This window comes from Promicromonospora kroppenstedtii DSM 19349, from assembly GCF_000515355.1.
Classification (GTDB): Bacteria; Actinomycetota; Actinomycetes; order Actinomycetales; family Cellulomonadaceae; genus Promicromonospora; species Promicromonospora kroppenstedtii.
The window spans coordinates 22169-23183 of record NZ_KI911606.1 but is presented as its reverse complement, the minus strand read 5'-3'; the positions used below and the strand labels follow the sequence as shown (position 1 = coordinate 23183).

The 1015-nt window shown below is 74.8% G+C and carries 1 protein-coding gene; it reads right to left on the bottom strand.

What is annotated here, in order from left to right; translation table 11 throughout:
• A partial coding sequence (locus PROKR_RS03675; protein WP_036959594.1) for a glycosyltransferase family 2 protein occupies nucleotides 1-870 on the bottom strand: 870 nt, incomplete at its 3' end.
• Nucleotides 871-1015 lie beyond the last annotated feature (145 nt).

Genomic DNA, 1015 nt, shown 5'->3' with positions numbered 1-1015 from the left:
CAGCGCCACCGGGCGCCGGGACGGCCGGACCAGGGCCCGCAGCGTCGGCCACGAGGCCCGGTGCCCGAGCAGGCCCCGCCGCAGCTCCACCAGCAGGGTGATCCCGTAGTACATCCAGGCCGCGCGCACCCCGCGTCGCCGCCGGACGAGGCGCACCCGGTTGACCATCATCATGGTGTGCGTCTCGTGGCTGGTGCCCGAGCCGCCGCCCACGTGCATGCCCCCGGCAGCCGGCGCGTACACCGTGAGCCAGCCGCGGTCGCGGGCACGCAGCGCGAAGTCGGTCTCCTCGGAGTAGAGGAAGTACGACGTGTCGAACCCGCCCAGGGCGTCGAAGCACTCGCGGGCCACGAGCCAGATCGCGCCGACGGCCCAGTCCACGGGGTGCTCGGTGGCGTACGCCCGCGGGTCCTCGATCCGCTCGGCGAAGGCCGGCAGGCGGGTGAAGCTCAGCCCGCCGGCGCGCGCGACGGTCGGCGTGCGGCGCAGCGTCGGGGACAGGCTGCCGTCCACCTCCCGCGTGCGCGGCACCACGATGCCGACGTCGGGCCGGCGCAGCACGCGCAGCATGCGCGGAACGGAGTCGGGATCGAGCTCCACGTCCGGGTTGAGCACCAGGATCTCCGCCGCCTCCGGTGCGTACCGCACCGCCTTGTTCATCCCCGCGCCGTAGCCGTCGTTGACGCTCTCGACGACGCTGCAGTCGCCCCGGCGCCGCAGCAGCGTGAGCGTCTCGTCCGTGGACCCGTTGTCGACCACCACCGTGGTGTACGGGACGTCGCCGAAGGCCGCGGGCAGGCTGTCCAGGAGGGCGTCGATGTGCCTGGCGCTGTTGTACGTGACGACGACGGCGGCGACCTCGGCCCCCATCAGCGCAGGCCCTTGACGAAGGTGCGGACCTGGTCCGCCGCGCGGACCGGGTAGCGGTCGCCGTGCCGGAGCCAGCCGGCGACGTCGTCGGCCGTGTCGTGGGCGCGGAGGCTGAACCGGGCCTGCCGCCAGGCGCCGGGCCGGG